Genomic DNA, 4523 nt, shown 5'->3' with positions numbered 1-4523 from the left:
CTGTAGTGATAAACTCTTCAACGGGCATGACTGAAACCTTCTTTTTTGCTTTTTACTGCTTTTAATAGCAGAAAGCAGGTTCAGTCATGTCTCCTTATGCAAACCTAAAAGTCGCACATGGCGTAATAGAAGTAAAAAGGTAAGAAACTACGATAAAGCACCGTTATATAGTAGTTACCGACGAATTCATAAAGATTTTCAGCCCCTGTCAGTAAGGAAGGGACTGAAAATTTCTGATCGATCAGGAAACAATGTCCAGCAGTTCAACTTCAAAAACTAGCGTTGTGTAAGGGCCGATGGCTCCACCCGCTCCACGCTCACCATATGCCAGGTGATATGGAACAAACAGCTTCCACTTGGAACCTGTGTTCATCATCTGCAGTGCTTCTGTCCAGCCGGCAATAACACCAGATACTGGAAATTCAGCTGGTTCTCCACGTTGAACTGAGCTGTCGAATACAGTCCCGTCAATCAGTGTGCCATGATAATGGGTTCTTACAGTGCTGGCTCGGGTTGGCTTTTCGCCACTGCCTTCTGTAATTACTTCAAACTGCAGGCCGGACTCGGTAACCTGAACGCCTTCGCGCTGGGCATTTTCTGCCAGAAACTGCTCCCCTTCAGCAGAAAGAACGCGTGCCTTTTCAGCTTCTTCAGCCTGCAGACGCTTTTGCATCTCAGTAAAGGCAACGTGCAGGTCTTCATGGGAAACAGCGCTTTCTACACCGTTCAGGGCATCAGCCAGACCTGCCAGTACCGCATCAATTGATAATCCAGCGATTGGGTTGGAGGCCAGCTGATCACCCATCTGACGACCAATACCGTAGCTGACCCGTTCTTCCATGGTTTTATAAATATCAGACATTAATTATCAACTTCTTTATGAATTAAGCGAGCGAGTATATCACGATTAGCCGATAATCGATTGATAAGGCCAGTCAACTTTTCGTGCATTGATGGATTTACAGGGCTGATACTGTGCGTATGTGGGGGTTACCTCTGCCAGGTTTGTCACAGAGGCAATTTTTCTTAGAGCCAGTTAGGGGGCGTTCTCAATTAGACATGTGACCAGCCACCCACGGTTTTTGCCAGGCAATACCCTCAGGGCATAAAGGCGTTAACTGCGCAATATGCTGATTCCACATAAGCAGTGATCAACTGGTCTCATGGCTAATTGAGAACGCCCCCTATGCTTGCCATAGATTGACTGTGGAAAGGCTGGATATGACCATGTCTCATGCTGTTTGATGAATAATCACATTATTTACCAAAGATCTATAAAAAAGGGCTAAGAGAGGGAATGTAATTTAAATTGTGTAAACGCTCATTGTTATTCTCCATTTTGGAGTATTAACGACAAGCGTTTACACAATTTAAATTACATTCCCTCTCTTTTACTGAATGGGGTCCATGACATGTGCATTTTGGCAATGACTTGAACATATCTTGGCTCCAGTTCAACCAGTTCTGATGTAAAATGTTTAATGGAATCCAACCTGTCTTGTATATCAGTGGTCATGGGTTCGACTGCTAAAGCCAACTGCTCGGAATCCAGAGACTTCCTCTCAGAACGAACAAATGCCAGCTGGTCCTGAAAATCCTGTTCTAAGTTTCTTTCAGTCTTGAATTGAGACTGACTTAGGAGCGTCATATGTACCTTTTCACTTTCAGGTGCACCCATATATATTTCTTCTATACAACGATTAAGAAGCGCTTTTCTGGTGATTGATGAAAGCCCCTCTCCTTTTTTAATTTCTTCCAAGGCTTCATGGCAGAAATTTCGTGTGTTGTTTTCTGCGTTTACAATATAGCCTGGCTTTTTCTGGTCTTCTCTCTCAACTTTACCCTTTGGCTCTTCTGTTAGTACCGCATGAATACTTGTGCTGTCAGAAGGCTCTCCTTCTAATTCTTGTATACACCACTCTAACAGCATCCTTCGTCTGGAATTTAAATCATCTCCATTTTCTCGAAAAGTATTAAGCTGCTGTTGAAGGCTCTTAGTCAGTGGTTCTGCTTTGGCATTTATTTGTAAAGATCTTTCTTTAAATTGTACGGATTCCTGGTGGAGGGTTTCTTGTACATGATTTTTATATTGCTGATAGCGGGCTTCTGGCGTGGGATTAGCCAATGCAGTGTACATCATTAATTCCTTCACTTGATTGGATTTTAGAGTGCTTTTTCAATTGTTGATATTTTCAATAGAACGACAGTATAGACAATAAGGCTTGTTTTTATTATTTCATTGCTTGATTTTTTAATCCTGTCTTTAATAACATGATCAATGGGTTGTAATTATTTATTATTAATTTTAAGTGAAACTCGTGGTTAATTGTTGGTTCTACTTGCTTATTAATACATTGCTGTTGATTCCGGTTACTATCAAGTATCCATATATGGTGACTGGCAAATTACTACTAACCTTCAATCAGTTGACCGGCCCTGTTTACTGTCCAGGTACTGAAATCGCTGGCAAGGCCAGTATTACCCGAATAGTACGTTTCAGCTTCTGCTTTTAACGTACGGATACTGTTGGGCTCTGCCTCGGAGGATAGTTGGTAACGACCACTGAAGTGGGTAAGAATCAAATTGGGAACACCGCTGGCCTCAGCTGCTTCAGCAACCATCCGGGCTGAGCTGTGCATCCAGACAGGTCCGACTTTCTGCAGAGCCGCATCGGTTAGCGTGGCTTCATGAACCAATAAATGAGCGCCCTGAAGTGCATCAACCAATAACTCTGGCTTATCGTTATCGCCCGCAATGATAACAATCCGGCTTGTCGGTGGAGGTTGTAGAACCTGCTCTGGGTGAACCTGCCGGCCATCCTCAAGCGTAATTGCCTGTCCTTTCTGTAAAAAACCCCAGAGCTCTCCCCTGGGAATGCCCAGCGCATTCAGCTTTTGAATATTTAGCTGGGTACTGAATGTTTTTTCCTCAAAACGATAGGCAAAACTTGGAACACGATGAGAGAGAGGGTGAGCTGTGACAGTCACCTGGGTATCCTGATACTCAAAAGCTGGCTGGTCTGTACGAATAAACTCAATGCTGAATGGCAGTCCTGAAACATCGGCATAGTGTAAAGCAGCCTCAACAAACTGCTGGACGCCATCAGGTGCACAGATTGTCAGTGGGGCCTGTCGTCCCTGCATACTGGCGGAGGTGATCAGTCCGGGCAGGCCATACATGTGATCGCCATGCACATGGGTAATAAAGATGGTTTTGAGATTGTTGAGGGTATAGCGACAGCGAAGCAGCTGGTGTTGCGTACCTTCACCGCAGTCCACCAGATACCACTGTCTGGCATCATCAATGGCCAGTGCCAGTGCCGTGACATTTCTTTCGGTGGTGGGCATTCCTGCCGAAGTTCCCAGGAAAGTCAGTCTCATAAACACACTCAATAATCGTATTCAATGAAAGTGTACCAGATGGTTGAATGGTTTAGGGGGATATGTTTTTGAGTCAACCATCGAGTTTGCGGAATTTTTTCTGATAATTCTAATCGAAGGCTATCTGTATTTTGATTATATGATTGCAGGGTATTGAATAATGCAAGTAACCGGGGTTGATTTTGTTGCTCCTGCTGAAATTCAGCTGAGTGGGCAGCAACATATATCCAAGAGGGATATGCTCTTTGGGGGACATTCATGTAGGCAGAGGCAAAACCCTGAGGGATTGGAACTAGACAGTAAAGAGAAGCTTCTAGTTGGTCGCGAAAGGGCTATTATGGCCAATTCAGAACAGACTGGACAATGTTTAAATGGTGATTCTTTTATTATCGTTAAGTGTGACCCGAAGCGTTATTTGATACCTCGATATTATCGGATTGATCTCTCTTCAGGCGAGGCTACGCCATATGTTAGTGACGTTGCCTCTGGTCGATGTGGATTAAAGAGAAAGAGCCCCTCTGAAGGCTACTTTGAAGCAGACATGCAAGCCGCTGATTTGCAGGTGCCTGTCGATTTAAGAGTAGTGAGTACAGATGAGCCAGACTTGGAATCATGTGACTGGGGAGGTAGCCATGGAGACTTGCGCCATTTGCAGAGTGATACAGGAGAATTGTGCTCTTCAAGTCACGACGTTACAGGTGTTACTAATGAGATAGCTTGTACACATAAACTTGGTACTCGTAACCAAAAGGCTCCGTTGGGATTAGATCAATTTCCTGAATGTGAGCCGAATGTTAAAAAAAATAAAGAAGAGGCAGGACACAGCTGGCAACCTCCTTTCTTAGAATCCATGTCTGAAAAATTTGAAGCTGTTTCTGGGTCTTCGAGTATGCTTAGCTCTGAGGCTAATGCTTATTTGGAGATGCAGGGGGCATTGATGCCTCATGCTATGGATCAGGCAAGTTATATGTGTGCTCTTGAAGGATTGGCTGCTGCCTATAATAGTGCCCAATACTCGGGAATGTAATTTAAATTGTGTAAACGCTTGTCGTTAATACTCCAAAATGGAGAATAACAATGAGCGTTGAAATCAACGAAAAACTGGTAGATCAAATAGCCAGTCAGATTAAAACTCAGGATGAT

The 4523-nt window shown here is 43.8% G+C and carries 4 protein-coding genes; 1 reads left to right on the top strand and 3 read right to left on the bottom strand.

The features are described from left to right. Positions 1–241: 241 nt before the first annotated feature. The 3 genes from AK963_RS25655 to AK963_RS25645 all read right to left on the bottom strand — a co-directional run bounded on the left by AK963_RS25655 (position 242) and on the right by AK963_RS25645 (position 3380). Entirely contained in the window at positions 242–862 is a 621-nt protein-coding gene (locus tag AK963_RS25655) for a BamJ family beta-barrel-assembly machinery protein (RefSeq protein ID WP_066018215.1), read from the bottom strand. Positions 863–1375: 513 nt separating this feature from the next. After that, a complete protein-coding gene (locus AK963_RS25650) occupies positions 1376–2140 on the bottom strand; it encodes a hypothetical protein (RefSeq protein ID WP_139117661.1) in 765 nt (254 codons plus the stop codon). 271 nt (positions 2141–2411) lie between these two features. Further along, on the bottom strand, positions 2412–3380 hold the full coding sequence (locus AK963_RS25645) for a ribonuclease Z (RefSeq protein WP_066018213.1): 969 nt from the start codon (positions 3378–3380) through the stop codon (positions 2412–2414). 160 nt (positions 3381–3540) lie between these two features. Between AK963_RS25645 and AK963_RS25640 the strand changes: the two genes are divergently transcribed. Next, entirely contained in the window at positions 3541–4407 is an 867-nt protein-coding gene (locus tag AK963_RS25640) for a hypothetical protein (RefSeq protein ID WP_066018212.1), read from the top strand. Positions 4408–4523: the final 116 nt, after the last annotated feature.

Origin of the sequence: Endozoicomonas atrinae (genome assembly GCF_001647025.1) — a bacterium.
Classification (GTDB): Bacteria; Pseudomonadota; Gammaproteobacteria; order Pseudomonadales; family Endozoicomonadaceae; genus Endozoicomonas; species Endozoicomonas atrinae.
Note: the sequence above shows the minus strand (reverse complement) of the source record. Positions and strands in the feature narration are given on the sequence as shown.